This is a genomic window from Aquimarina sp. BL5 (assembly GCF_003443675.1).
Taxonomy (GTDB): Bacteria; Bacteroidota; Bacteroidia; order Flavobacteriales; family Flavobacteriaceae; genus Aquimarina.
Genome location: NZ_CP031963.1, coordinates 166,892 through 192,131 on the forward strand (window position 1 = coordinate 166,892; position 25,240 = coordinate 192,131).

Here is a 25,240-nt window from a genome sequence, read left to right on the forward strand (position 1 = left end):
ACAAGATGTAGTTTTAGATGATTAACAATTTAAATGAAGTACTATGAAAACATTAAATGATCTTAAGATACTGTATAAAGAATTAGAAAGAGACGAAAAATATAAAATTAATGGAGGTGCTCAACAAAAATCCGTTGTTGTATGGTGCAGAATGGCAATTAGTTATGAGCCATGTTAATAATTGTTTGGATTACTAAAGAATGAATATTTTGGTTTCAGGTCTATTTTGAAATATATAATTCTATTATTCTTTATAGAATCATTAGTATGAACAAAGAGTAAAAATTACTTTCTTTGTTTGACAATGAATCCGGAAGTTTTTAAACATATCGAATTATTATTAGGGAGTATTGGTTTTATAATCGCATTATTCTTTGGATTATTCTTGATAATAACAAAAAAAGAGCGTGCTAGTGCGAATGTTTTTCTGGCGATTTATCTCTTAGCTTTTAGCCTTAGAATTGGTAAATCTCTATTCTATAATTACTTTCCAATTGACCCTGTAATAAGGAATGTTTTTCTTGGAATGTTATTAGCTATTGGCCCTTCATTATGGTTTTATGCAACGAGATTATTTTTCACTAACGAAATAAGGAACAGTAGGTCAATTTTGATTCAGTATGCTCCATTACTTTTATTTGTAATATTTTGTTGGATAATCCCAAATGATGATTCAATATCTTCCAGAATAATTTTTCTAGGATTATTATCCCATATTTTGTTATACGGGTTATATACTTTGTATTGGTTGTTTACTAGTAAGAATCAATCTAATCATAAATCGTATAAGGTGTATCATTGGTTATTGTTTTTTACAATGCTTACCATTGGGATGTCACTTATTCAGATGGGAGTGTTTTTGCGCATAGTACCGTATTTAAGTACAGCTTTTTTATTCTCAGCGATAGTTCTTGTTTTATTAATCTATGCTCTAAGGAATCCTTTTTTGTTTAAGATTGAAAACAAAAAGTATGCTAATTCTTCTTTAAATGATGAAAATGCAAAAACGTATTTAGATCAGTTGACATATCTAATGGAGGAAGAAAAATTGTTTCTGGATCCTAAGATTACATTAATTAAACTTAGTAACAGAATAGGAATAACCTCTAAGCAACTATCTCAAGTTATTAATCAGAATAAAAAGGAAAATTACTCACAGTATATTGCAAGATATCGAATAGCAGAAGCAAAGCGATTATTACACTTACCAGAATATCAAAACTTTAAAATATCCAGTATTGCATATGATTGTGGGTTTAACAGTATATCTTCTTTTAACACAGCTTTTAAAAAGTTGACGAATACAACTGCAGTTCAATACAGAGAGGCCCAATTAAAATCTTTATAGGGTTGTATAGCTTTAAGTTGTGATTATTTTGATTTACATAGATTTTATGGGGTACTGATAAACCAAAAACAGGTAAGATACACATTGACAAATTTATAAACTGTTGTTTACATTATGGGTTTTGTTTTCAATGCACAACTTGGATTTCATTTCCTGTAATCCAACTTTTTATCAGTTGTTCGTTCGTACTAATCTCTGCAAGATAGAATTTATTGTAGGAGGCAAAAACAATTGAATCTTCAATTTTCTCGATTTCTACTCCTTTATAATCCATATAGTTTGAATGAATTAAATATAGTTGTCCATTTTCCTTAAAAATATATCCAACGTGGCTAGCATCAAATCCAATGAAATGGATTCCGTCTTTTAAACTCTTATTGATCATTGAGATATTTTCTTCAATAGAATTTTCGGAAATTTCAATTACTTGATTGTTAAGCGCTAAACTTTTCGCTTCATCTATTGGAGATTGTTGAGCAAGCTTGTATCGATTTAAGTTTATTCCAGCATCTTTTAATGTTGTCGAAACAAAATACCCACAGGCAATTTTTCCTTTCTTTGGGATCGATGTATGCCCTTCAAACGACCATTCGGTTCCTTCCCAAAAAGGGATTATTCTATTGATCAAAGAATGGGTAAAGACATTTGATATCGAATCAATAGATAATTCTTTGTTTTTTAGTTCTACTTTACACTTTTAATTTGACTTTTTACCAATCCATAACTTTTAAGCGAATCATTTTCTGATTTTAATTCTTTAAGAGTCTTTATAAGATCTTTTTTGACTAAAAGAATAACTTCAGTCTTGTTATTTTCAGAAGTATTTGAAGCTTCCTTGCCATTCTGTCCAATACATCCAAAGTGCATTAACAAGAATATTGTCAAAACGAATTTATTCATTCCTTTTTATTTGTAATTGTTATTAATTGAACACACGCTTAAATTTAAATAATTCTACCACAATTGATTCATAGCATTCTATTTCGAAATAGATTTTATTACTTTTTATCGGTTTTGAATCCGTAAATAGTAGTCTGCATTCCTGCAATTTTCCATTCTCCATTTACTTTCTCCATAAGTCTAGTTTCGCGTTTCAGACCACGTAGTGAGTCTTGTTGTTCATAAGTAACCCAAGCTCCATTTCCATAGAGTCTTACATCAATTTTGTCCAACAACTTAGGTAAGGGCTCTGGTTCGGGATGTTCTTCGATAAAGGTTTTAACGAATTGACTTATTTCACTCCAACCCACAGACTCAGAAAAAGTACTATCCGCAAAATCTATGTAGGTTTTCGTAATCTCAGGATCGTGTACCCATTTGTCTTTCCAGTCCTTATAGTTTCTTTGAAAAGCAGCTTTAGTCTCGTTGTTAAGGGTTTCTAAAATAGCTTTTTTTTCTTTTTCAATATCGATTTCCAGATTAACTACTTGATCTATTTTTGTTGTTTTGTGCTCTTTACAACTTATTATATTTAGCATGAAGACAACGCAGAATATTGATACTAATTTATTAGTCATGTTTTTTGTTTTCTTAGTTGTTCGTTAAAGCACTTGGGTAACACAAGTTAAAGATTAAATTGTAATTTAAATTAGTTTTAAAACTTTAGGATCCTTTTTATCAATATTTAAATACTAAAACATACCCGTTTAGTTCAAGAGCATATTCCATAAACTTTTTAACATCATTAAATATCTGTTCAATTTTTTCTGGATGATTATTTATTTGCTCTATTTACAACCAATAGTATTTTGTATGAGTTGTAGCGAGTTTTAAATCATTTAACTTTCAAAAGTAATTTACAAAATAAAAAGTAATAGCGGTTTGGATTAAACTCCAAACCGCTATTACTTTTATGCATTGATGGTAACTGACTTTATTTCACTTTTACTTCTCCATTTGTTCTTATATATAGAATAATTTCTTTTTCAGAATTACCTTTAATTGTATGGATAGCTTTATCTGTCGAACCAAAATAACTTCCTGCATCTAAATTTTTTGTTTCGTTATTTTGAGGCATTATATAATTTAGATTGCCTTTTATCACAACGGAATGTAAAACAGTTCCATTGGTTTCTATTGCTCCATTATAGTCTTTTGGAAGTTTTACAAAAATACTTTTAAGACCATTATTCTTTTTACTATCTAAAAGAAAACTAATTTCAGCTTTACTTTTTGAACCAACCCAATTTGTCTGTTCATTATTGAGCCAGACAATATTTGAATCATCTATGTTTATGGGTTTTTCTCCGTTATCAAATGCTTCATTTATTGGTTTAACCAAATAAGGTCCTTTGTTAATCTCTACTAAAGCGATATTTTCTTCTCCTTTAGCGGAAGTGATATGAGGTTCTCCAGCGGGCTGCGTCCAAAACGAACCTGATTTCATCCACATATTATCGGCTTTTGGATCATCGTTATGCAACGATCCTTTTATTACGACTGCTCGATAGGTAACATTATGAATATGTGGTGGTGAAGAAAATCCATCAACAAATTTCGCTAAAAAACCTGTTGGTTCTGTTCCTTTTCTATCACCCCAAATTGTTCCAGCTTGCGGGCTCTGGTCTCCTCTTGCTGGATTTAATTTTTCCCACTTAATTTCACTGCTTAATAGAACTTTGTTTGTTGGGTTTTCAATCTTTTCTGAAAGAGCTTCGCTTAATTTCTTTTCTTGATTTTTACAAGAAAAAGAGATTCCTAAAATTAGTATTAGATAGATAGATAATTTGTTCATTTTATTGAATTTGAGTCATTTCATTAAGTGTGAATTCTTCTACAGCTCCGTCTGTTGCTTTCATATAATCAGCTAAATGTGTATTATTCATATGCGTTTGCCATAAATCTCTACTTTCCCAATTTTCATAAAATAGAAATAGATTTTTATTTTCATTGTCTTGGTGCAAATCGTAGTTGATACATCCTTTCTCTTTTTTAGTAATATCAATTAATTTTACTAGTTCACTTTTTACTAGTTCTCTTTTTTCCGGTTTTGCTAATATTTTTGCAACGATTGTTAACTTTTGATTATTCATAATTTCGGAATTTTATTACTCGATGTGTTTTTTTAATTCTTGGATTTGTGCACAGTATAAAATATATACTTTTATCTACTACCATCTACCATTACTACTTTTTTATATGGTTTCTATTACTTTATTTATGTCTCTTCTAGATTTTGGTTTTTTACTTGGTTGGTTAAAGTCTTCATCGTCTCTATAACCAATAGCTACTGCCATAAGAGTAGAGTAGTTCGTCTGATTTAGAATTACGTCATAGTTTTCTGGTTCAACTCCTTCCATCGGTGTAGCATCAATTCCCATTTCAGGACAAGCACTTAAAAAAACACCTAAAGCTAAATATACTTGTTTATCAAACCAAGCTTTTATTTGCTCTTTTGTTTGAGGTTTTATAAATTCTTTGTAATAATTAACTGCTCCTTCAGGAAGCTCATTTTCAATTTGTTTTTCGAATAAGTCGATGTTATTGATTCGACTAAAAACGACAACTGTATCACTCTCAAGAACTTTATTGGTGTTTAACCAAGAAACTTTTGCTAGCTTTTGTTTTGTATCGTTGTCCGAAACAAAAGTGAATTTCCAAGGTTGACTGTTTATAGAAGAAGGGCTTAAGTGCAGAATTTCCTTTAATTCTTGAATTTTACTACGTTCAATTTTTTTTGCTGGGTCATACTTTTTGGTTGTATAACGGTTTTGCATTGATTCTAAAAAGCTCATATTTTTATACTTGTCAGTTTAACTATAATAATTATAGTTGCAAACTTAAGTATAGTATTTTACCTTTGCAATAACGGTCAAAAATGATAGTATACTTTTATGAAAGCAAAAGAACCCAAAATCCTTAAATTCAAAGGAAATGAATATCCTTGTTGTGCTAGTCTTACAATGGGAATTATTGGTGGAAAATGGAAAACGGTTATACTTTTTTATTTAATGGATGAAAAATTAAGGTATAATGAATTGAGAAAATCTATGCCAACTGTAACCGAAAGAACATTGAGCTTACAGTTAAAGTCATTAGAAGAAGATGGATTAATTAATAGAAAAGTTTATACTTCTAAGCCTCCTTTAAGAGTAGAATATTCATTAACTGATTTCGGGAAAACCTTAATTCCACTTATTAAATCGATTGCAGATTGGGGTGATTTAGTGGTTAAAAAATATTCCTAGCAGATTGTCGCTTTAACTTGTTGTCAAACCGCTCGTGTGCTATTAGTTGACTTGGTCATCAATTAAATTAGTAAAAGAAAACGACCAAATGAAATCTCTAATAAATTTTTAATTTTAGACTTTTTTTTGAACCCATTTCTTTCATATAATTTAATAATTCTTTGCACTCTTCAGTATTTAGAGTCCCAACTTTAACCTTATTCCAGTTCATAGGTTTATAAGATTTTTACTTACTTATATTTTTTTTGAAAAAACTATGTTTTCATACGCTTTTCCATTGACTATAAAGTTTAATTCTCCTACGTTTTTAAATTCATTCCTTTCATAGAATCTAATCGCTCTTTTGTTTTTTATGTAAACAGAAAGCCACATCGTATCTAATTGTAATGCTTTAGCTCTTTCTTCAACAAAAGTTAGAAGTTGTTGTCCAATTTTTAAGTGTATGAATTCACTTTGAATGAAGATCCTTTCAAGACGACAATTGTTTTGGGAGGCAATACTTTCATTTATGGCGTTTAGTACTAATTTTGCGTAACCAACGGGTAAATCATCGACATAAATAATATAGAAAAGGTTTTTAGGATTATTTATGTCTTGTTTTGTTTTAGAAACTGAAAAATTCTTGTTTAGGTATTTACGCAGATCGTTTTTATCATCTATATATTGCCCGTGAGATTCGGCCCATGTCACTCTTCCTAAAAGAGCTAAAACCTCCTTATCAGCTTCTTTAGCTATTTGTATTTTAATCATTGTTATCCTTTTTAATTTTCAATCGTCTTAGGTGATACCCATGCAGAAATACGGCAATAGTACATCCTACAATTATCGGAGTTGCACTAATTAATGCGCCGTATAAAATGTAAATAATATTCGCGATTAGTGAGATTAGTCTTAGTTTATATTCACCTTTGGTGGACATTGAATATAAGTTAATGACCAAACCTCCGTAACCAATACAATCAATTAAAAATGGACTCATATTTTGTGTTTTTTCTATTTAAATATTTAAAGTTGGAGACTACCAACCTAAAACTAATACAACAAATATAGAATGTAATAACTCTTTTTTAGTTTATAATCGAGTTTATTATGGTATATTTAAATTCGATTATATCGAATAATTGCTAATATAATTTTGATTGTAAATGGACGTGTTAGATAAAAAGATACTAGAAATGCTAAAAATTAATGCTAGAGAAAGCTTTGCTACTATTGGAAAAGAAGTGGGGTTGTCTGCTCCAGCTATAGGGAAGCGTGTTAGACAAATGGAAGAAGAAGGCATAATCGAAGGTTATGCTTTAAAAGTGAATCATGAAAAATTGGGTATTGAGACCAAAGCATATATAACATTAGTAATACACCGAGGGTCAGCAGGTTCAAACGATGCTCAAAAGCAATTACAAGCAATGGAAGAAGTGCAAAGATGTGATAGAATTACTGGCGATGATTGCTTATGCGTTTTAGGTTATTTTAGAAACAATAAGCATCTTATTTCCTTTCTTGAAAAAATTGCAAAGTATGGTGCTTCAAAAACGAGTATTATTTTAGAAGCGTAATTTATTTCCTAGAAAGATACTATAAACCGGTAAATTGTCAATTTTAGCAGGATTTTTTTCATAATTGTAGAGTAACGTCTCGACTAAGGTTAGTACGGGAATTAATATTACTAAATTTCCCGTTAAGCACTTAGCCAAATCTTTTGTTTTATCTTTTTCTTCATAAAATCAAATCAAAAGATTTGGCGGACTTGGTTTAAAGCTTAGAACTTGGTTTAGTACTAAACCGGGTATTAACTATAGCCATTGTGCCTGTTGCACAAGTTAGTAAAAAGGATTAATTTCATGATATGCAAGGAAAAAAGATATATCAAGAGAAGTTGTTTAGTGATTTCCGTTTAAGTGATCGTGTAGCGGAGACCAATTTTTATTATCGTTTAAAGAGTGTTTTGCATTTAGACTTTTTATATAAAAAAACCAGTACCTATTACGGTAGAAGTGGTCAACGTAGTATTGATCCTGTAGTGTTTTTCAAGCTTTGTTTAGTTGGTTATCTAGAAAATATTATAAGCGATAGAAAGCTTATCGAGCACTGTAGTATGCGCTTGGATATCCTCTATTTTGTGGGCTATGACATTGATGAGACACTACCTTGGCATTCGACTATCAGTAGGACACGCCAGTTGTTCCCTGAAGAAATTTTTGAACAAGTATTCATCCACATTTTGGAGATGTGCATCGGCAAGGGTATGGTAAAAGGGCGCACCCAAGCGATAGATTCTGCACCTGTAAAAGCAAATGCCAGTATGGATAGTCTGGAGTTAAAAGTTCCTTGTCAAGATTTAGAAGCACACTTAGCTGCTGTACGCCATATTAGCCATCGGGATCAAGAGGTTTTTCGCAAAGCCAAGGAAAACAAAGCCAGTGAAGAGCAGCAAAGTATTACTGCCACAAAACAAGAACTAAAAAGTATTGAGTCCAGGAACAAGAACTGGAGCAAGAATCAAGACAGGCGCCCAGGTGCAAATAACAAGGGTAGCCGTTATACAAGCAACAAGACACACTACAGTCCAACCGATCCAGATGCTAGAATAAGTGTGAAGCCAGGCAAGGCTCGAAAACTCAATTATAGCAGCCAACTTAGTGTAGACACGGCAAATCATGTGATTACTGACATCAAAGCTTATCATGCAGATGGTAAGGATAGTCAATATATGGAGGACATTGTAGATCGTGTTCAACGGCGGTTGTGGAAGTCAGGATTTCAATTAGAAAACGTACTGGCAGATACAGGATATAGTAGCGGAGAGGTGTACGCTTATTTAGAAAATAAAGAGATCAAAGGTTACATACCACCACATGGCACTTACAAAGGTGGTCCAGATGGCTTTGAATATATAAAAAGTGAAGATCATTATATCTGTCCCAACAGAGCAATAGTACCTTTCAAGAAAGTGTTCAAAGACTACCGTACCCAAACCTTAAAGAAAGAATACCGTATTTCCAGTAAAATATGTAGAGACTGTCCACTATCACTTAGCTGTTTGGGAAAAACAGCTAAAGAAAAGAAATTTAGTGTAACCTACTATCGGGAGGAATATGAGCGTAACAATGCTCGACTAGCCACTCCCAAAGGCAAAGTAATGAAAGCCAAACGGCAAAGTACTGTAGAGCCTGTTTTTGGAACCCTCACCCAGTTTATGGGACTGCGCAAGATCAACACTATTGGCATAAAGCAGGCTAACAAAGTGATGCATCTATCGGCAATGGCTTATAATTTAAAGAAATATCTAAAATTCACAGAAAAACGAGTAAAAAGTGAAGCAAAAGCACTTGCTCCTCTTTTTTTTGAAAAATTGGTCTTAATACAAACACTAGCCTTCATTTTAAGCACTCAAATTTTTGAAATTTCAACAAGCATTTTCAAAATAAAAGAGGTTTAAAATAGTATTTTTAATGTCAACCCCATCAAAAGTTAAGTACTTGTGCAACGGTTACCATTATTAGGCAATCTTATTTTTAATTCAATATCAATTTCGACAATACCATTTTGGTACTTTCAAAATTTACTTTTACAAAGTATATTCCTTTTCTAAAATTTGATACATCAATTTTTATATCAGAGATATTAGAAGTATTCTCATAGTAAACACGTTGACCTAAAGCATTATAGAATTCTATAAACTTAACTTTTTCAGAAACATTAGATTTAATATTTACAAAATCAGTTGTTGGATTTGGATATATTGATATGCTTCTTTCTAAATCAAAATCTGTCAGGCCAAGTGTAGCTGTTGTAAATTGATAAGTATCGGAATAGATTATATTTTCATTATTAGTGGCAACTAACCTATAATAATAAGTTTGATTAGGTAACGGATTGTCGATTAAACCAACTATCAGATTAGTATTATAACCGAAAGCATAATTTGGCGTTCCTACTATTGATGAACCAAAACTGTTTGTGACTCCATACTCGAAATGGATATTTGTTAAATAAGCACCATAGCTATTAATTAATCCCTTCATTTCTAAAGAATTGTCTTGAATTCCTTCAATTGTGCCAATTGTCATAATGATATCTTCTGAGAAATTAAAAACACTTTCTTCGCTATAAATAGTCTCTCCATTATGGATAGCTTTTAATCTATAATAGTAATTTAAACTTGTATCTAAACCAGTTATAGTGGTATTAACAAGTGATGAACTGTTAGCGTTGATTTGTGATGGGGTAGTTGAGATATTATTTTCGTAATCGATAGATCCGTATTCAAAAACAATATCAGTTATATCTTGATTGTAGGAAGTTAAATACGCTGATAGCGTAACATCAGTTCCATTGATATTTGGAAGATATAGATTTATGTTATATTCAGGGTATGTTGTAAAAGATTGTACGTCCCCATAAATATCTTCTCCTTGATGAGTTGCTTTGATTCTATAATAGTATTGTGTCTCAGGTTGTAAATTATTTAAACTAGCAATAATATTCTCATTTGTATTGCCAACTACTAATTCTGGCGTCCCAACTACAGTATTAGTAAAAGTATCAGAGCTTAATCCATATTGAAATTCTACATTTGTAATATCATGTTCATTGGAAAGAATATTACCTGATATTTCTGCAGTAGTTGCCGAATAATTAAAAGCAAAATTTGTTGTTATTTCATAATCAGGAAGTGTCGTGAAACTCAAAATCTCGCTATACTCTATATTTGAACTTTGTGTTCCAGATAGTCTAAAGTAATATGTAGTGTTAGATTCCAGGTTTGATAAATTCACAGAAACATTTAAAAGTTCATTTGAATCAACTGTATTAGGAGTTGTTGAAATTATATTACTAAAAGAATAATCGAGACTATATTCAAACTGGATGTTAGAAATAGATTCGCCATTCGAAGCAACATTACCGGTTAAACTAGCACTTGAATTATAGATGTTATCAACAGGGTTGACGTGTAAAACTATAGTTTCATATTCCACATCACTTCTATAAATTTTACCATTTGTACCTGCAGTATAGATTTTATCATTAATGAGTTCGATAGAATTGATTTTATATTGTCTCGTTAGATATTCCCAATATACTCCACCATTTTCTGTTTTATATAGCTTACCATCTTCGTCAGCTATGTAACCAACATTTTTTGAATAAAATTTAACTTGAGTATACCAATCATAAGGAATGTCTAACTCTTTCCAGTTGTTTCCGCCATCATTAGTTTTGTAGATTAAGCCTTGATCTCCAACAAAATACCCATTATTCTCATCGACAAAATGAAATGCGTTAATTTCTTCATCTGCTTCAAAATTAACACTCCAAGTATTACCCCCATCTGTAGTTTTATACATTCTGCCATTTGAATATCCAATCCTATGTGCGTACCCTATTTGGTTATTGACAAACTGGATTTGACCAAATGAGATGGATTCGACTTGAGTCCAGTTAATACCACCATCAACAGTTTTCATAACTCTCCTTTGATTAAAACCACCTGAAATAAAGCCATTGTTCTCGTCAAGAAAAAAAATGGAAGTTATTCCTTCATCAATAATGTCATAACCATTGTTCAAATCTATCCATGTAACTCCACCGTCTATAGTTTTAAAAACATGCCCACCATATGTTCCTCCTGTAGTTGCGTAGCCTAAGTTTTCATTTACAAAAGTAAAATCACTACTACTTACTGATGTACCTAAACTTAATGAACCAACTAAAGACCAGTTATCTCCGCCATCTATCGTCTTGTAAAAATTATTTCTTGATTGAGCATAACCTGTGTTGCTGTCTAGGAACTGTATTTGTCTAAAATCAATATAGGTCATTGAATGAGGTGTCCAAGTATTACCTCCATCTATAGTTTTAATAATACGACCACGAGCACCAGTAGCATAACCAATGTTAGTATCTTGGAAGTAAATCCCATACATAGAAGTGTTATAAACAAATCCATTTTGAAAAAAGATCTGACTCCATGTATTTCCACCATTATTTGTTTTATATGTTGCTCCGTGGTCTCCTGTTACAAAGCCTATGTTTTCATCTAGAAAATGAAAATCGTAGATAGCTTCTCCTGGACCTGAAATTTCTACCCAGGTTTCGCCAGCATCTATCGTTTTAAACATGTCATCGTGCTCTCTTGTTGCGAATCCGATATTTTCATTTATAAAGTAGACAGTAAAAAAATCTGAAGGAAATGTATTTGTACTTTGCGTTGTATACCAATTTTGTCCTCCATCAATAGTTTTTAAGATTGTTCCTTCATTGCACACAGCGTGTCCAATTAATGGACTAGTAAAAGATGTTTTATTAACTCCAGAATTTGGAATACTCAAACTTTCCCATGTGGTTCCTCCATCATTAGTTTTTACGATACCGTTTGAAGTTGATAATATAATATTATTAGTATCAATAATATTTACAGTATTAAAAGAACCACTAAAACCTGTCGATATTTGATTCCAAGTTATTCCGTTATCTATAGATTTCAAAACATATCCATAATTCCCAACTATATAACCAGTTGAGTTGTAGAAACTCATATCATTTCCACTAGAGATGCTTTGTTTTTTTAACCAATTATCACCAGCATCCAATGTTTCTAATAATTCATTTGAAGTTATTATATATCCAATGTTAGCTGTAACAAACTCAATATCTTTACCAGTATTAGCTGTTGGTTTTGGGTTTAACAATTCCCAGTTTGTTTGAGATTGCATTTTATTAATAAACAAAATAAGACATAACAGTATAAGTAGATTTTTTTTCATTATTAAATTCTTAAATTTATTTCTATACTTAGGTTTTACGTGTTACCCAACGTTTCATATTTGTGTCTTATAAGAACAAAATGTTACCTTGTTTTTCTGTTTTTTTGCGCATTAATTGCTAATTTTTTCTCTGAAGGCATTGCACCATCCAAAAATACAACAACAATTTGATTGATCACTTAGTTAAAATAATTACATATATGTTGTTGTAAAACTTGCTTTTATGTAATATTATGTACTCTGCCTTTTAGTGTTCGTCTATTAAAATCACTCACACGGGTTTGATCTTGTTTATTGATTACAGCATATGCAAAAATCGGAATCAGTAAAAACCCTCCAATAATATAAATTACATAATGATTCCGATTTCCCGTAAAGACCGGATTAATTCCGAAAAACATAAGGGGTGTTCCGATAAACAGTATCAATCCAGCAATTAATTGAGCACTCTTAGATTGTTTTGCGTATAATTGATCAACATGGTATTTCGTATCCGTTCCACAATTTGTACAATTCAAAGTTTTAGTTTCCCCGTCTTGCATTGCAAATTCTACTCGCGTATTAGCATATGTTGAGTATTTATTTTCGGTTTCACAGTTTTTACATTTCCCGTAAATTTTCATTTATCTATCAATTTTAATTTTGTATGCCTTAAAGTACCAAATATATGAATAGTAGCAAGCCAAGTAAGCTATAGCCAATCGATCTATCTGCACATTTTTATTTCTTATTAAATTTTAAAAAATTTAGCTTCACTTCAAAAGGAAAAGACCTTTCGATCAGTACTAAAATTTGCTCTGATTTTATATATAATGTAGTGCGCTTAGCTTTTTATTTTATTGGTTTCCATTTCCCTTTTTTGAAAAACATGTTATTAAATTTAGGAGAATTGAAGACTAAATAAAAGCTCCAAGAACTTCTGTAAGTCGTAGGATTACTTGTCAGAATATGAGTAGTTGGTTGTTCCATATCGATAATAAGTCTTGCGGATTTATAGATATATGAATCTGTTGTGTTTATCTTTCCCTTATATGTTTTTATAACATTGTTGTTTTCCGTTTCGTAAAAGTAAATAGAATCATTTTCTTTGATTTCAAATCTAAATCTATTGTATTGCCAATCGCTTTGTTGTCCTTTAAAATACTCTCTGTTAATTATATATTCTCCATAATAATCTTCTTTATCTAACTCAGTTTTTGAGGTTAACCATTTAATAGTACTAGAAAATAGAACTAACCCAAAAATTCCGAACCAAATAAAACCAATCAACTTTCCTATAGATTTTTTTCTAAATAAAAGCCAAGCTATTAATAATATTCCCGTTACTGGTAAGAGAATAAGAATAAAGAATAAGTTAAATCCAAATCCCATGGTACTTTTATGTTTTATAGCTGATGTTTAATAGTAAGAATAGAAGCAAGGCAAGTATACTTAAACCAATCGATCTATTTGTGAATTTTTATTTCTTGTCATATTTTTTAATCAAACTATGTAATTTTTCATCTTCCGAAATCTGAATCCAACGTCTTGATGAAATTCCGTGATTATTTACTTGATCTAGATTTGCGCCAAGCTTTAATAATTCCTCAATAATTTCCAATCGAAGTTGATTCAGCGCTTTTTGTTCTTCTCTCCAGGTTTTGTTATATTCTCTTATTGCAGTGAAAATTGGGCTATTTCCATTTTTTTCTTCAGCTTCATTGATTTCTATTCTTCCACTTTTAATTAAAACTAATGCTATTTTTGAAAGATCATGATATTCAAGAGCTATATGTAAAGCACTGTATCCATATTTGTTTTTCCAGTTTATATTAACATTACTATCAATTAAATAATTTATTATGTCAATTTGTTCTTTGGAGTTTCTTGATTCAGATGAACAATCTGTTGCGTTTATTAAAATAGAGTCAGAATTAGAAAAGGCTACAAACTTATTAATATCGATATTATAAGTTTCAATTAATTCAACCAGTTTGTCTTTATTTGATTCATATAAAGCCCTATACAATTTAGTTCCTATATTTTTCTCAGGATTTGTTGAAGAATATATGTTTTTTAATAAACTCATTTATAGATTCGTATTAATGAAGTACAGTGTTTAATATAAGTATCGTAATGAGGTAAAGTGTTACCCTGTTTTTTAATTTTTTTTACACATTGGTTGCTAACTTTTCCTCTCTGAAAGCATTGCGCCTTATCAAAAATACAACAACCATTCGATTAATTGCCAAACTGCTATGATCACTCATATCGTGTTACGGCACGTTTTTTTAGATTTAATATTCAGTATCCGTATTATTCCGAAAACCACATCATTTAGCAATCAGAGTAAAGTCCACCGTACATTTTTATGGCATTTTGCTTTTTAATCTGAGATTTCTATTTCTATTATAATTAAACTTTCGCAAAATCGTTTTTTTTCGCCTTATTATTTTCGGTCATAGTTTTTTAACCTTTTTATATAATTCCTGTATAGAATTATTTGTAATATAAAATTTGGTATTAATACTATGGCAGGTATTACAATGCTTAGACCATGAAAAGTAAGATTTGCGTACAATAAGATTAATATTGAAAGCATAGTTGGAATAAAAAATAATACTCTTTCAGTTTCAATTTTTGTTTTGAATTTTTCTCGAGCTATAAATAGGAATGGTAAGTATATTAACACGGATAATAAGAAATATGCTACACCAAATAATTTGACCATACAACTATCACCAGAACATTCCTTGTTAATAAAGAATATAAAGCAAGGAATAATATTGATTATAATAGCGATAAAATAAATTTTTATATTATAATATTTCACTTATTTATTGGTAGTTAAGATGTTAATCAAGTCCAAAATTTACAGCTTACGGTAACGTTTATATATGTGTCGTAGTAGGGCAAAATGTAACCTTTCTTTTCGGTTTTTTTGCACATTGGTTGCTAACTTTTACTTTTTGCAAGGATTGCACCATTGCAAAAAGACACGGACGTATCGAATCGTCAATTAACAGCTATAACCACATATATATTGTTGCCCATAGTTTTTAGTACGTTAATGGTCATCCATCATTATATATTTCTCTCCTGCTTTTTTCTTTAAAAGCAACATTCCGATTATATAACTAAATTCTTCGGAAAATTCAATTCGATAAGTTTCATTTCCGTTTTTTATTTCACTTTTGCGAATGCCATTTTCATAGCGAGTCCAGTCAATACAGAAGCCATAAACCACTTTTGTATTCTTAACCAAATTGGTTTTTTCGAGAACCAACTTGCCATTTTAGCGGCCGATATGACGATCAGAAAATTAACAGAAAAACTTATTATTATTTGTATAATTCCAAGTTGAAAACTTTGACCTAATATAGAGCCATATTCTGGTTTTATAAATTGAGGAAAAAATGAAAGATAAAATACTGCCATTTTGGGATTTAAGATATTTGTCAAAAGTCCAATGTTAAAGAGTTTAAGAGGTTTGTCTGATTTCAAGTTTTGGTCAGCGTCAAAAATTTTGTTTTTAGATTTCACAGTGTTATAGGCTAAATATAATAAGTATGCTACTCCAAGAAATTTAACCACAACAAAAGCATAAGGAACAGCAAAAAATATTGCAGTAAGCCCAAAAGAGACCATAAGTATATGGAATAAAAATCCGCACATTACCCCGAAAAGAGAGATGATTCCAGCTTTTTTTCCTTGCGATAAAGACCTAGAGATTAAATAAATCATATTCGGACCAGGAGAAAGTACCATTATCAATGCTGCTAATCCAAATAGTATTAAATCATTAATTGGTATCATATTTCTGTTTTTAATTCTTAGTTTTTAGCTGTTGCACAACGTCTCGTGTAAAGAAACGTAGGGCAGGTGATAGGCGATACGTTTTGGTTTGGTACTAAGCCAAATGTAAATATTTTGCTTTTATTTTATTTTTCGTAAATGCCCACTGAAGGACTACGACTTCAAAAATATAAAATAAACCAATAGTTGTAAATTTTATATTTAGCGGACTTTGTAAATATTCTCAGACCTTTCCACAAACATAAACGCCCTATGTTTTTTATACCTAGCTGACAATAGTTTTGTCCAGTTTATACATTTCTAACATCTGTTTTTTCATATAAGATTCAGGTGTTTTTCTAAGAATAAAATTTCGAATGATTTCCAAAAATCTATTTGTTATTGAGATTTTTGATGTGAATCTTGATTGTTTTACTAATTTTTCAACTTTCGTCTTTCTATAATTATAAAATTTATCGAATGCTGTATCTAACGTATTAGTTTTTTTGATGAAGTTTGATAGATAAAATGCATCTTCAATTGCTTGAGCGCCACCTTGCCCTAAATCTGGCGTTATACTATGAGCAGCATCTCCAATTAGGCATATACTTCCCAGGTTCCATTTATTTAGTAATTCTAAATCAGAAAGGTCATCTCTAAAAATTTTCTCATTTGGTGTGTTTTCAATTAGATAAGTTACAAGAGGAGGGTATTCTGAGAACATGTTTGTTAGAATAATTTTGAGGCTTTTTTCATCATCGGTTAAGTTAGGTTGACTTAGTTTTACAGCAAACCAATATACTTTTCCATTTGCAATTTTAGACACACCAAATTGCAATTTTTCACCCCACAAGGTAAAACCTACAGACTCTAGTTGAGGATCTAAATCATAGTTAGAAATGCCCCTCCAACAGGTTTGTCCTGAATATCTTAATTTACTATTAGGAAATAGTTGTTTCCTTATTTTGGACTTAATTCCGTCTGCACCAATTATTGCATTTGTATTTATATGAGAACCATCTATAAAATATAACCTTATAGATTTTTCGCTATCCTGTGAGTATTCTTTGAATTCTTTACCTAATTCAATATTTTCTTGTTTTACATATTTATATAAAATTTCCTGTAACTTTCCCCTATGAATAGCCATTGTAGTAAAACCAAATTTTTCTTGTACAAAATCTTGATTGGAATCCGATATCGGGTTAAATTTATGGTCCGCCACCAAAATTCTATTAAGAGTATTTCCAGCATTTTGAATTTCCTGTAGTAGGGAAGGGTTAATCCATTGTAAAACTTGTAAAGCATTTGGTGATAACCATATTCCTGCTCCAACTGCTTCCAATGAAGCTGCTCTTTCGTATAATGTATATGGAATATTTAATTTATCAAAGGACAATGCTGTTACTAAACCTCCAATTCCTCCGCCAATTATAGTTATATTTTCTGTCATAAATTTATTTTTTTATTCTATCAAATAGTATTGATGTTTCGACAAATTTTCTATGTTCTTTACTTGTTAGTTTTTCTAACAAATCAAACGAGGCGATATAACTTACTAAGCTACCATTCGACGAAATAAATTTTCCATCTTGAACAACAGAAAATTTAGTATCGTCAACAACTTGTAAATTGGGATAATTTTCTTTTAAAGACTCTCCACCAGTAACATAGGTAACTATTTCTTTATTGTCAGCAATTCCTGATGCTCCAATTAAAAATGCTCCTGCACAATGGCTAGCTATATAATCAGTTGATTTATTCTGTTCTTTAATAAAATTCACTAATTTTTCATCAGAAGTTTGGTCGGCAGGATTGTATGAACTTGGTACAACTAAAACTTTTAATTTAGGAATATCTTCAATCACAAAATCTGGTATTATTTTTAATCCATGAGCGCTTTTATAAGTTTTATTTTTTTTTGCAATTGTTATTACGTTAAAAAGATTCTTATTATCAATGGTAGGATTAGAAAAGACATCTAATGGAGCAACTACTTCATTAATTATTATTCCTTCAAAGATTAGTATTCCTATGGTTGGTAAATTTTGGTTAATAGGCTTTTCTGTTATTTTTTCTTGTATTGAAGTTTTAGTTATTATTGTTTTTTCAGAATTGGTTTTTGTTCGTTCTGAACAACTTAAAAGTATTAATGTTAGTGTGAGTAATGTGATTGTTTTTTTCATTTTTTATACTTTAATTTTGTTTCTTCTACCTTGATAAAACATATATATTGCGTGTGGTAACATAAGAAATGTCATGCCGGAAAAAGGAATCATATAAACACCAATTAATACAGCAATTAAATACGTGATTATGAATTTTCTTGGAACTAATTTATGTGTGTTTTCTATATAATTTACAAGAATTCCAATGAGGATAATTAAAATCCCAAAATATACAAACCAAAAAGAAGCAAAATTTTCATAGTTCATTATTCCATTCAATAACGGGAATTCAAAAATTCCATCACTAATTTTGAAAAAGTAGTTTTTAGAAAATGCTGAAAATTGTTTTCCAAAAGCAAAAGGTGATATACCTAGTAGACAATGCGCAATTCCTGTATAAATTAGTATTTTACCATTAAATGGCTTCATAATTTGTTTGTTACTGTTATAAAAGTACAGGTACTTTTAAAAACATTTTTTGACCTATATCAAATTATGAGTAAGATGCTCTTATTCTGCTTAAAGTTTCTTGTGTGATTCCTAAATAAGATGCAATATCTCCAAGTGGTACTGTTAATTCAATTTGTGGATATTGTTTTATTAAACTGTCATATCGTTGTTTAACAGTTTTAAATTGAATAGAAACAACTCTATATCTAAATTGAACGATTACTTTTGATAAGATAAGACGAAATAAATGTTCGAAATCGTGATTATTCTTACAAAGCATTTCTACTTTATTTTTTTCAGTTTCAAGAATAATACAATCCTCCATAGTTTCGATAAAATGAAGACTTGGTTCGTCGGTGAAATAACTTGTGCTTGAAGTTATAAACTCATTTCCGAAAGCAAACCAATCTATTATTTTTTTATCTTCATTCATGTAGTATGCTTTTAAAGAACCTTTTATTACATAAAATAATTTATGCCTTTTTTGTCCTTCACTTACTATTTGCTCTCCTTTTCTATATTCAATTATTTTACTATTAACTTCCCAATTGGATATTGTTAATTTGTTAAGACTGCAATAATTCAATGCTATTTTATTTATTATTTCAATCAATCTTTAGTTCGCTTTAATTGTGTATAACGTCTCTTATATGCTGCGTTTTCTACTCGAGGAGAGCAAATGAAATATACAAATTGTTGTGTGTAGTTTTCTTTATTTTAAACTAATCCAACGTTGGATTTCCATTTTTATTTTTTCTAGCTCTTCGGTAATAACAAATTCTTCGTCTTTCTTTTTCTCTTCTCTTAAGTTTATTAGTTTTTCATATATCGGATAAAATTCCATTGAAGTTTTTAAGTAAAATCTATCTTTTAAGTATATAAGTATTTTGTTAATAGCTCTTTGTATTTTGTTTTCTTTTAAAAGATTTTGAATATCATTTATAACTGTTTTTGAGATGTTAAATTCATCCCAGTGTTTAATATTATCGAGAAAAGAGTCAGTTGATAGTATTAATCTACAGCCTTCTTGCTTTTTTAGTAGAAAGGAAAGACATTCTATTTTTTCGTCTAAAGGCATTTTACAAGTGGTATCGTTTTCCAATAAATCTCTCAATTTTTGACCTAGTTCATAACCTGTGCCAAAACCGATATAATATTCAGTTCCAGGTAATGTGTAATATTCTGGCATTTTCAACTCATTTAGGCCATTGTCTATCATAAATCTAGTGATATCAACTGAGTTATTTAAACCTTTTATACGTCCGTCAACTATTCCTTTACTAGTAGGATGAAACATTCCTCCCATATTATATTTTTCTAATTAAGTCTGTTTTAATCTTGACTAATATCAAGTTTTATTTCTGATATACAGTTAATTATATTTTTAGAAATTTGTCAATTTTCTCTCAAGGTAAACTCTCCATTTAATTTACTCAAAATCAAATCACCAAATGTCAAATCCTTTTTACAGTTTGTTCTATCATAAAGAGTATTGTCAATTTTCTTGTATGTCTTAATCGAAATATGTTTTATTAAAAGATTATTGATTATCAGTACAGGCAACTTAAAAACTCCAAGTATGAATGTTTTAAATCCAACAAGCTCTCCCTCAGAGTCAAAGTGTTTGTCGTATTCAAACTTTTCAAAATTCAAATCATATTTTTCAATAAATTCAATCAAGAGGAAATAATTATCATCTCCCCATAATTTTAAATCTTCAACAATTTTTGTATTTAGACTATTTATTTTCTCACCAGAAGCGTGTTCAAGAAATTTTTTCACCTCCAAATAAGTTTCTTTTAATTCAGTGTATTTAAATTTCATAATTGCTATTTTTGGTAGTGCATTACAACGTCTCTTGTATGGTGCGTTTGCTTCCCGAAGGGAGCATATGTAATATACAAATTGTTGTATGTAGTTTTATTCTTGGGAATTAATTTTCAATAATTTTTCATTCGCATTTTCCCAACCCGCATTTTTTGCCCTTTCATAATATTCTTTCGCCTTGACCAAATCCCCTTTGATTCTATACAAATCTCCACCCTCATTTAAAATTTCAGGCTCATAAGGAAACGCTTCAAGGATCTTTTCAATCATCTTAATACACCCAGTAATATTATCTGTTCGTTTATAAAACTCTTTTAATTTACCTGTTGAATCTCCGGACTTTTTTTCAAGATTAGCCCCTATAAGATAACTTTCCTCAGCTTTATCGATTAGGCCTTTTTTTTCTAATATCTTACCTTTTATAGAATGTAAATAAGGGTTTTTAGGTGTAATTTCAAGAGCCGTATTAATATCTTTAAATGCAAGATCATATTTTTCATTTCTTAGATTAAATATAGCCATGTTCCAATAGAGATCTGGACTTTTTGGAGTTAATTCAATTTGTTTTTTCAGATTCTCAATACCAATTTTTTCATTTCCAGTAGAGCATTGACAAACTCCTAATAAAAAATGTATGTTGTAAGCTTTTGAATCTAATTTATATACTTTTTCTAAGTCCGCTAATGCCTTATCCCATTGAAATATATCTATGTATAAAGAGCCCCTTGAATATAAACTAGGAATATGATCATTAAATTTCTCTATCGCTTTAGTATAGAGTTTGATTGCATTATCTATTTTCCCTTTTTTATACTCCTCATGCCCCAATTTAAACAGATGTTTAGCATTTGTTTTTGAAAAGTGTTTTTTAAAAATATTCACTTAGTATTTACATTTTGGTTAATTACATATAACACGCGAATATAGGATACATGCCCTATATATCTTTAGTTATAACCGTTTACAACCGTATAATAGAAGATTAATTCTATGGTTGTGATTATTCTTTATTAAAGAAACATATAATTCTCAAATTAAAAAAGAATCAAATAAAATGTTTTTTGACGACAAACATTTTTAGTTTAGATTTTTTTTCAAAATAGCATAGACCAATTCTTTAGACATAGGTTTTCCTATGGCTTTAGTTCTGACTGTTTCAAAAGAACATCTAAAATCACAACCATTTTTAAATTCACTACATCCATAAGCTGTTTTACCTTTAAGGATATATCCGTTACTGCATTTAGGACAAGGCATTTGATCAGTTGTTGTATCCGATGTTGGAGTGGGAGAAGCTTTCTTTGGTTCTAAAAGTATTTTAAAATCGGTATCAAAACGCAACAACCCTTCTGCAGAACCTGCATCAGTTTTGAACCCTTTTAGATTAACAGTACATCCTTTTTTCAATAAGCGGATATATTGTTTTTCGGATATTTTCTTATTTAGATAGCTAAAAGGTAATTGAAAATCACATCCTTCTTTAAACGTGCTACAACCATATGCAGACTTTCCTTTTAGGATCTTTCCTTTGTTACATTTTGGGCATGATTCTGTAGTGATTCCGGAAGCCTTTTTTATTACTTTTTTTTGTTTTTGAGTAGTAGTATGAGATATATTGGCTCTTACTTTTTCGGTTCTCACTTCATAAACCAAATGATCTACCATTTGTTTCATGTTTTTTATAAACGCTCCTGCATTAAAAGTACCTTTCTCAATCTCCTTTAGTTGCTTTTCCCATCTTCCGGTTAATTCGGCAGAAGTCAGTAGTTTGTTTTGTATGGTGTCAATTAGTTGAATACCAGTATTTGTGGGTAGGATTTGCTTTTTATTTCGCTCTATATACTTACGCTTAAAAAGTGTTTCTATAATATTTGCTCTGGTGGAAGGTCTTCCAATACCGTTTTCCTTCATCAATTCTCGCATCTCATCATCATCAACTTGTTTACCAGCTGTTTCCATAGCTCTAAGCAAGGTAGCTTCCGTAAACTGTTTAGGAGGTTTGGTTTCTTTTTCTAGAAAAGAAGGTTCGTGAGGCCCTTTTTCTCCTTTTACAAAGACAGGAAGAATTCCAGTTTCTTTTTTATTAGGTGCATTAGGATTTTCAAAAACAACGCGCCATCCTTTTTCTAAAATCACTTTACCAGTTGTTTTAAAAGAGACAGTATCCGCCTTTCCAATCACAGTGGTATTTGCAACCTTACAATCATCATAGAAAACAGCTATAAAACGTTTTGTAATAATATCATATACCTGTTTTTGATTGTATTGCAGGTTCATTTGTTCTCCAGTAGGAATAATTGCGTGGTGATCTGTGACTTTTTTGTCATTAAAAACTTTGGCAGATTTTTTAATCTTTTTACCTAACAACGGTTTTGTTAGCGTATTATAATCTGTTAGTTTTTCTAGAATTCCTGGAACTTTAGGATATACATCATTTGGTAAAAAAGTCGTATCCACTCTAGGATAGGTAACTACCTTTTGTTCATATAACTTCTGAACAATTTTTAAGGTTTCATCTGCAGAAAATCCAAACTTTGTATTACAATATACTTGTAATCCTGTAAGGTCAAATAATTTTGGTGCATATTCTTTCCCATCTTTTTTAGTAATAGAAACAATCTCAAAATCACTTTCTTTTACCTTATTGGCTAACAATTCGCCATCTTCTTTTTTTAAGAAACGTCCTTCTTCATAACTAAACAATGTATCTCTATATAATGTCTGCAGTTCCCAGTAGGGCTGTGGTTTAAAGTTTAGGATCTCCTTATATCGATTTACTACCATTGCCAAACTAGGAGTTTGCACTCTTCCTATGGATAATACTTGCTTATATCCACCGTGTTTCACTGTATATAATCTGGTAGCATTCATTCCTAATAACCAATCACCAATTGCTCTAGAGAAGCCCGCGTAATATAAATTATCATATTGCTCAGATGGTTTTAGATTATTAAACCCTTCTTTTATCGCTTCAGTAGTTAGTGAGGAAATCCATAAACGTTGTATTTCTCCAGTATAACCAGCTTGATGAATCACCCATCGTTGTATCAATTCTCCTTCTTGTCCTGCATCACCACAATTGATTATCAAAGTAGCTTTATCAAACAGGGACTTTACAATATTAAATTGTTTTTGAATCCCTTGATTATCCACCACCTTGGTTTTAAACTTTTCCGGAAGCATAGGCAGATTATTCAGATCCCAACTTTTCCAATACGGTTTGTAGTCATTAGGTTCATATAAAGTACATAAGTGTCCAAAAGTATAGGTAACCGCATATCCATTTCCTTCATAATAACCATCACGCTTTGTATTAGCTCCCAGAACGGTAGCAATTTCTCGTGCAACACTTGGTTTTTCGGCTATACAAACCTTCATGAATAATGCTCTTTATTATAGAGGTGAAAATTAAGGAATTTAAAATAAAAATGAAGACTATCATTATCGAGTATATCACGTTTTAGTTTGCCAAGATCACGATCTTGATAGGAAAACTACTAGATATCAGTCAGTTTTGTATAAAACCTTTAACGATATGAATACACCAGGATTTAATAGAAGAAAATTTTTACAACTAGGAAGCACTATTGCAGTAGCAAGTGCCGTAACGCCGATAGCATATGGAGCTTCTCTATTTAAGGATGATGCTTTAGAATTTTCTAAAGAAAATGAGAGTCTCAGATTATTCTCTAATGAAAATCCCTACGGACCTTCTCCAAAAGTATTAGATACAATTACTAAGCATACCAATCGAGTTAACAGATACGCATCTTTTCATACATATGATACTAATCATCTGAAAAAGATGATTGCAGAGCGTAATAATATTAAAGAAGATCAGGTGATTTTAGGACATGGTTCGTTTGAGATATTATGTATGCTCACCAGAACCTTTGGCAAAGAACAAAACAGTATTATCGTTCCAGCTACCACATTTAATGTTACAGCCGCTTTTGCAGATAGAATATTTGATCATAAAGTAAAGAGAATGCTACTTAATCAAGCGATGAATATTGACTTAGAAGCTACCAAAAAAGCTGTAACTAAGGATACAAAACTGGTATATATCTGTAATCCTAATAACCCTACCGGAAAAGCATTACCTGCTGCTGAACTAATATCTTTTTGTAAAGAAGTTGCTTCATCGACATGTACAGTAGCCATAGATGAAGCATATATAGAATTAATGAATCCTTCTGACACACCAGACACCATAAAATTATTAAGAGAAAATCACAATGTTTTAATTATTAGAACTTTCTCTAAAGCATATGGCTTAGCGGGTTTACGTGTGGGATATGCGATGGGATCCGCAGAAACCATCGCCCTATTGAATCACGAGCATTATAATTTTAGTGGGCTTATTGCCAATCCCGGAGTAGTAGCCGCCATAACCGCCTTAGAAGATACTTCTTATGTTGATGAATATCGAAAAAAGAATTCTGAAGTAAGAACTTACGTAGAAAAAAGCTTAGATACTCGTAGTATAAAATATGTAAATAGCAGTACTAATTTTATACTAATGGATGTAAAAGATGCTAAACGTTTTAGGTCCGAATTAAAACCATTTGGCTTTGCTATAATTCCTGGTGGAGGAAAACATTATCCTACTTGGGCAAGGATTAGTATTGGTAGATTAGAAGAAATGAATAGTTTCTTAAAAGTTCTAGATGGAATGAATTGGTTAAAAGCCTAAATACGTTGAAAATAATCATAGTG

General features: G+C 30.7%; 27 protein-coding genes. 6 read left to right on the forward strand and 21 right to left on the reverse strand.

Annotated features, from left to right (window positions below):
- Nucleotides 1-43 precede the first annotated feature (43 nt).
- Together D1818_RS25785 and D1818_RS00825 are read left to right on the forward strand one after the other, a co-directional pair.
- Complete coding sequence (locus D1818_RS25785) at nt 44-178, forward strand: hypothetical protein (protein WP_255424788.1); 135 nt, start codon at nt 44-46, stop codon at nt 176-178.
- 126 nt (nt 179-304) lie between these two features.
- The gene (locus tag D1818_RS00825; RefSeq protein ID WP_118455437.1) at nt 305-1,348 is read left to right on the forward strand and encodes an AraC family transcriptional regulator; all 1,044 of its coding nucleotides are present in this window, start codon (nt 305-307) and stop codon (nt 1,346-1,348) included.
- A gap of 127 nt (nt 1,349-1,475) precedes the next feature.
- On the opposite strand, the gene D1818_RS00830 is transcribed toward D1818_RS00825, so the two are convergent.
- The 6 genes from D1818_RS00830 to D1818_RS00855 all read right to left on the reverse strand — a co-directional run bounded on the left by D1818_RS00830 (nt 1,476) and on the right by D1818_RS00855 (nt 5,082).
- Nucleotides 1,476-1,976 (reverse strand): hypothetical protein, encoded by a 501-nt coding sequence (locus tag D1818_RS00830; RefSeq protein ID WP_118455439.1) that lies wholly within the window; start codon nt 1,974-1,976, stop codon nt 1,476-1,478.
- Between the two features lie 56 nt (nt 1,977-2,032).
- A complete protein-coding gene (locus D1818_RS00835) occupies nt 2,033-2,248 on the reverse strand; it encodes a hypothetical protein (protein WP_118455441.1) in 216 nt (71 codons plus the stop codon).
- A gap of 98 nt (nt 2,249-2,346) precedes the next feature.
- Complete coding sequence (locus D1818_RS00840; RefSeq protein ID WP_118455443.1) at nt 2,347-2,826, reverse strand: hypothetical protein; 480 nt, start codon at nt 2,824-2,826, stop codon at nt 2,347-2,349.
- Nucleotides 2,827-3,221: 395 nt separating this feature from the next.
- On the reverse strand, nt 3,222-4,082 hold the full coding sequence (locus tag D1818_RS00845; RefSeq protein ID WP_118455445.1) for a DUF4437 domain-containing protein: 861 nt from the start codon (nt 4,080-4,082) through the stop codon (nt 3,222-3,224).
- Nucleotide 4,083: 1 nt separating this feature from the next.
- Complete coding sequence (locus D1818_RS00850; RefSeq protein WP_118455447.1) at nt 4,084-4,380, reverse strand: putative quinol monooxygenase; 297 nt, start codon at nt 4,378-4,380, stop codon at nt 4,084-4,086.
- Nucleotides 4,381-4,482: 102 nt separating this feature from the next.
- Nucleotides 4,483-5,082 (reverse strand): nitroreductase family protein, encoded by a 600-nt coding sequence (locus tag D1818_RS00855; RefSeq protein WP_118455449.1) that lies wholly within the window; start codon nt 5,080-5,082, stop codon nt 4,483-4,485.
- Between the two features lie 99 nt (nt 5,083-5,181).
- On the opposite strand from D1818_RS00855, the gene D1818_RS00860 reads away from it, so the two are divergent.
- Nucleotides 5,182-5,535 (forward strand): helix-turn-helix domain-containing protein, encoded by a 354-nt coding sequence (locus tag D1818_RS00860; protein WP_118455451.1) that lies wholly within the window; start codon nt 5,182-5,184, stop codon nt 5,533-5,535.
- A gap of 234 nt (nt 5,536-5,769) precedes the next feature.
- Here the strand turns inward: D1818_RS00860 and D1818_RS00865 are convergent, their stop codons facing one another.
- On the reverse strand, nt 5,770-6,285 hold the full coding sequence (locus D1818_RS00865; RefSeq protein WP_118455454.1) for an N-acetyltransferase: 516 nt from the start codon (nt 6,283-6,285) through the stop codon (nt 5,770-5,772).
- On the reverse strand, nt 6,278-6,514 hold the full coding sequence (locus D1818_RS00870) for a hypothetical protein (RefSeq protein ID WP_118455456.1): 237 nt from the start codon (nt 6,512-6,514) through the stop codon (nt 6,278-6,280). The genes D1818_RS00865 and D1818_RS00870 overlap by 8 nt, the downstream gene beginning before the upstream one ends.
- Nucleotides 6,515-6,680: 166 nt before the next feature.
- Between D1818_RS00870 and D1818_RS00875 the strand changes: the two genes are divergently transcribed.
- Nucleotides 6,681-7,091, forward strand: a complete 411-nt coding sequence (locus D1818_RS00875; RefSeq protein ID WP_118455458.1) for an Lrp/AsnC family transcriptional regulator — start codon at nt 6,681-6,683, stop codon at nt 7,089-7,091.
- Nucleotides 7,092-7,381: 290 nt separating this feature from the next.
- Nucleotides 7,382-8,974, forward strand: coding sequence for an IS1182 family transposase (locus D1818_RS00880; RefSeq protein ID WP_205487257.1), 1,593 nt, complete (start codon nt 7,382-7,384; stop codon nt 8,972-8,974).
- Nucleotides 8,975-9,050: 76 nt separating this feature from the next.
- On the opposite strand, the gene D1818_RS00885 is transcribed toward D1818_RS00880, so the two are convergent.
- The 13 genes from D1818_RS00885 to D1818_RS00945 all read right to left on the reverse strand — a co-directional run bounded on the left by D1818_RS00885 (nt 9,051) and on the right by D1818_RS00945 (nt 23,899).
- Nucleotides 9,051-12,251: a YCF48-related protein gene (locus D1818_RS00885; RefSeq protein WP_162897246.1), complete on the reverse strand. Its 3,201-nt coding sequence runs from the start codon at nt 12,249-12,251 to the stop codon at nt 9,051-9,053.
- Between the two features lie 272 nt (nt 12,252-12,523).
- Complete coding sequence (locus tag D1818_RS00890; RefSeq protein WP_118455462.1) at nt 12,524-12,925, reverse strand: hypothetical protein; 402 nt, start codon at nt 12,923-12,925, stop codon at nt 12,524-12,526.
- Nucleotides 12,926-13,133: 208 nt separating this feature from the next.
- Nucleotides 13,134-13,673: a hypothetical protein gene (locus tag D1818_RS00895; RefSeq protein ID WP_118455464.1), complete on the reverse strand. Its 540-nt coding sequence runs from the start codon at nt 13,671-13,673 to the stop codon at nt 13,134-13,136.
- Nucleotides 13,674-13,761: 88 nt separating this feature from the next.
- Nucleotides 13,762-14,370, reverse strand: a complete 609-nt coding sequence (locus tag D1818_RS00900; RefSeq protein WP_118455466.1) for an ankyrin repeat domain-containing protein — start codon at nt 14,368-14,370, stop codon at nt 13,762-13,764.
- A gap of 1,094 nt (nt 14,371-15,464) precedes the next feature.
- Nucleotides 15,465-16,097 carry a LysE family translocator gene (locus tag D1818_RS00905; protein WP_118455468.1) on the reverse strand — a complete coding sequence of 211 codons (633 nt, stop codon included), beginning with the start codon at nt 16,095-16,097 and terminating at the stop codon, nt 15,465-15,467.
- Between the two features lie 265 nt (nt 16,098-16,362).
- Nucleotides 16,363-17,529 carry an FAD-dependent monooxygenase gene (locus D1818_RS00910; RefSeq protein WP_118455470.1) on the reverse strand — a complete coding sequence of 389 codons (1,167 nt, stop codon included), beginning with the start codon at nt 17,527-17,529 and terminating at the stop codon, nt 16,363-16,365.
- A 4-nt stretch (nt 17,530-17,533) separates the two neighbouring features.
- Nucleotides 17,534-18,262 (reverse strand): DJ-1/PfpI family protein, encoded by a 729-nt coding sequence (locus tag D1818_RS00915; protein WP_118455472.1) that lies wholly within the window; start codon nt 18,260-18,262, stop codon nt 17,534-17,536.
- A 3-nt stretch (nt 18,263-18,265) separates the two neighbouring features.
- The gene (locus D1818_RS00920) at nt 18,266-18,673 is read right to left on the reverse strand and encodes a DUF6463 family protein (RefSeq protein ID WP_118455475.1); all 408 of its coding nucleotides are present in this window, start codon (nt 18,671-18,673) and stop codon (nt 18,266-18,268) included.
- A gap of 64 nt (nt 18,674-18,737) precedes the next feature.
- On the reverse strand, nt 18,738-19,307 hold the full coding sequence (locus D1818_RS00925) for a Crp/Fnr family transcriptional regulator (RefSeq protein ID WP_118455477.1): 570 nt from the start codon (nt 19,305-19,307) through the stop codon (nt 18,738-18,740).
- A gap of 99 nt (nt 19,308-19,406) precedes the next feature.
- A complete protein-coding gene (locus D1818_RS00930) occupies nt 19,407-20,000 on the reverse strand; it encodes a hypothetical protein (protein ID WP_118455479.1) in 594 nt (197 codons plus the stop codon).
- An 89-nt stretch (nt 20,001-20,089) separates the two neighbouring features.
- Nucleotides 20,090-20,518, reverse strand: coding sequence for a hypothetical protein (locus tag D1818_RS00935; RefSeq protein ID WP_118455481.1), 429 nt, complete (start codon nt 20,516-20,518; stop codon nt 20,090-20,092).
- Nucleotides 20,519-20,614: 96 nt separating this feature from the next.
- Complete coding sequence (locus D1818_RS00940; protein WP_118455483.1) at nt 20,615-21,403, reverse strand: lipopolysaccharide assembly protein LapB; 789 nt, start codon at nt 21,401-21,403, stop codon at nt 20,615-20,617.
- Nucleotides 21,404-21,598: 195 nt separating this feature from the next.
- Nucleotides 21,599-23,899: a type IA DNA topoisomerase gene (locus D1818_RS00945; RefSeq protein ID WP_118455485.1), complete on the reverse strand. Its 2,301-nt coding sequence runs from the start codon at nt 23,897-23,899 to the stop codon at nt 21,599-21,601.
- A gap of 157 nt (nt 23,900-24,056) precedes the next feature.
- Here D1818_RS00945 and D1818_RS00950 point away from each other — a divergent pair, with 157 nt between their 5' ends.
- On the forward strand, nt 24,057-25,217 hold the full coding sequence (locus D1818_RS00950; protein WP_118455487.1) for a histidinol-phosphate transaminase: 1,161 nt from the start codon (nt 24,057-24,059) through the stop codon (nt 25,215-25,217).
- Nucleotides 25,218-25,240 lie beyond the last annotated feature (23 nt).

Bases quoted from the DNA above. Each gene is read 5' to 3' on its own strand.
- D1818_RS00895 (WP_118455464.1), bottom strand. From the start codon at position 13,673: ATGGGATTTGGATTTAACTTATTCTTTATTCTTATTCTCTTACCAGTA.
- D1818_RS00885 (WP_162897246.1), bottom strand. From the start codon at position 12,251: ATGCAATCTCAAACAAACTGGGAATTGTTAAACCCAAAACCAACAGCT.
- D1818_RS00835 (WP_118455441.1), bottom strand. From the start codon at position 2,248: ATGAATAAATTCGTTTTGACAATATTCTTGTTAATGCACTTTGGATGT.
- D1818_RS00900 (WP_118455466.1), bottom strand. From the start codon at position 14,370: ATGAGTTTATTAAAAAACATATATTCTTCAACAAATCCTGAGAAAAAT.
- D1818_RS00825 (WP_118455437.1), top strand. From the start codon at position 305: ATGAATCCGGAAGTTTTTAAACATATCGAATTATTATTAGGGAGTATT.
- D1818_RS00850 (WP_118455447.1), bottom strand. From the start codon at position 4,380: ATGAATAATCAAAAGTTAACAATCGTTGCAAAAATATTAGCAAAACCG.
- D1818_RS00945 (WP_118455485.1), bottom strand. From the start codon at position 23,899: ATGAAGGTTTGTATAGCCGAAAAACCAAGTGTTGCACGAGAAATTGCT.
- D1818_RS00910 (WP_118455470.1), bottom strand. From the start codon at position 17,529: ATGACAGAAAATATAACTATAATTGGCGGAGGAATTGGAGGTTTAGTA.
- D1818_RS00845 (WP_118455445.1), bottom strand. From the start codon at position 4,082: ATGAACAAATTATCTATCTATCTAATACTAATTTTAGGAATCTCTTTT.
- D1818_RS00840 (WP_118455443.1), bottom strand. From the start codon at position 2,826: ATGCTAAATATAATAAGTTGTAAAGAGCACAAAACAACAAAAATAGAT.
- D1818_RS00915 (WP_118455472.1), bottom strand. From the start codon at position 18,262: ATGAAAAAAACAATCACATTACTCACACTAACATTAATACTTTTAAGT.
- D1818_RS00890 (WP_118455462.1), bottom strand. From the start codon at position 12,925: ATGAAAATTTACGGGAAATGTAAAAACTGTGAAACCGAAAATAAATAC.
- D1818_RS00905 (WP_118455468.1), bottom strand. From the start codon at position 16,097: ATGATACCAATTAATGATTTAATACTATTTGGATTAGCAGCATTGATA.
- D1818_RS00855 (WP_118455449.1), bottom strand. From the start codon at position 5,082: ATGAGCTTTTTAGAATCAATGCAAAACCGTTATACAACCAAAAAGTAT.
- D1818_RS00880 (WP_205487257.1), top strand. From the start codon at position 7,382: ATGCAAGGAAAAAAGATATATCAAGAGAAGTTGTTTAGTGATTTCCGT.
- D1818_RS00865 (WP_118455454.1), bottom strand. From the start codon at position 6,285: ATGATTAAAATACAAATAGCTAAAGAAGCTGATAAGGAGGTTTTAGCT.
- D1818_RS00920 (WP_118455475.1), bottom strand. From the start codon at position 18,673: ATGAAGCCATTTAATGGTAAAATACTAATTTATACAGGAATTGCGCAT.
- D1818_RS00860 (WP_118455451.1), top strand. From the start codon at position 5,182: ATGAAAGCAAAAGAACCCAAAATCCTTAAATTCAAAGGAAATGAATAT.
- D1818_RS00950 (WP_118455487.1), top strand. From the start codon at position 24,057: ATGAATACACCAGGATTTAATAGAAGAAAATTTTTACAACTAGGAAGC.
- D1818_RS00875 (WP_118455458.1), top strand. From the start codon at position 6,681: ATGGACGTGTTAGATAAAAAGATACTAGAAATGCTAAAAATTAATGCT.
- D1818_RS25785 (WP_255424788.1), top strand. From the start codon at position 44: ATGAAAACATTAAATGATCTTAAGATACTGTATAAAGAATTAGAAAGA.
- D1818_RS00930 (WP_118455479.1), bottom strand. From the start codon at position 20,000: ATGGGAGGAATGTTTCATCCTACTAGTAAAGGAATAGTTGACGGACGT.
- D1818_RS00935 (WP_118455481.1), bottom strand. From the start codon at position 20,518: ATGAAATTTAAATACACTGAATTAAAAGAAACTTATTTGGAGGTGAAA.
- D1818_RS00870 (WP_118455456.1), bottom strand. From the start codon at position 6,514: ATGAGTCCATTTTTAATTGATTGTATTGGTTACGGAGGTTTGGTCATT.